This window comes from Micromonospora sp. D75, assembly GCF_018070405.1.
GTDB lineage: Bacteria > Actinomycetota > Actinomycetes > Mycobacteriales > Micromonosporaceae > Micromonospora > Micromonospora chalcea.
The window spans coordinates 1-1043 of record NZ_JAGPXV010001047.1; the positions used below are offsets into that span (position 1 = coordinate 1).

Below are 1043 nucleotides of genomic sequence, written 5' to 3' on the forward strand. Positions count from 1 at the left end.
CGGCGCCCTGCCTGCGGGCGGGCAGCGCGTGCCGCCGCTTGCAGTTACTTGAGGTTCCGGGCCGTCGACCCAGTTCACAGTGCGCCGCGCCGTGCGGGCGCGTCAGCGGCGGTTGTCACGTACGCGGTGCCACCGCGCCAGCACGCCGCCCTCGGCGGCGACTTCCTCGCCGGTCATCGCGTATCCGATGTGGTCGCGCCACGCGCCGTCGATGTGCATGTAGCGCACGTGATAGGCCTCCTCGCGGAAGCCGAGCTTCTCCACCACCCGGCGGGACGGCATGTTCTCCGGCCGGATGTTCACCTCGATCCGGTGCAGGCCACCGGGACCGAAGGCGTGGTCCACGGCGAGCGCGACAGCGGTCGGGATCACGCCCCGGCCGGCCACCCGGGAGTCCACCCAGTAGCCCACGTACCCGGAACAGAACGCCCGCCGCACGATGCTGCCGATGTTGACGTGGCCGACCAGCCGCTCGCTGCCGTCCTCACGCAGGCACACCGCGAACGGCATGCCCTCACCGCTGCGCGCGGACTTGCGCTGGTCCGCGTGGACCAGCCGGAACGCCGCCGGCGAGTTGGTCTCGTACCAGCCGCCGGGCACGTGCGACTCCCACGGCGCCAGCCACTCGCGGTTCGCGCGCCGGATCTCCGACCAGGCGCCGGCGTCCGAGCGCCGGTACGGCCGCAGCACCACCGGGCCGACCACGAGCACCGCCGGCCACCCCGGAGCCCGCCAGAACCTCACCGGGCTTGCCTTTCGCTCGCGACTGCGGGGCTCGCAAGCTCACTCCTCGCGCTCACCGGCGCCGGTCCAGCAGGAGCACGTCGACGGTAGACCCCGCGGCGGCGGTGGTGACCCGCTCGCCCAGCACCAGCAGGCCGTTCGCGTCGGACAGGCCGGACAGCGTGTACGGGCCACCGGCGAGCGGCTGCACCGTGTACCCGCCGCCACGCCGCTCGGCCACGTGCGCGGGCCGGAACTCGCGCAGCCCCACCGGGGACGAGACCGTCTCCAGCAGGTGCGCGCGGACGCTCGGCCGGAAC

General features: G+C 74.0%; 1 protein-coding gene and 1 pseudogene. Both read right to left on the reverse strand.

Going from position 1 to position 1043, the window contains the following annotated elements; translation table 11 throughout:
- Window positions 1-102: 102 nt before the first annotated feature.
- Window positions 103-744, reverse strand: coding sequence for a GNAT family N-acetyltransferase (locus KBX39_RS31865; RefSeq protein ID WP_210874132.1), 642 nt, complete (start codon window positions 742-744; stop codon window positions 103-105).
- A gap of 52 nt (window positions 745-796) precedes the next feature.
- Window positions 797-1043, reverse strand: a pseudogene (locus KBX39_RS31870) (molybdopterin molybdenumtransferase MoeA); the annotation flags it as partial.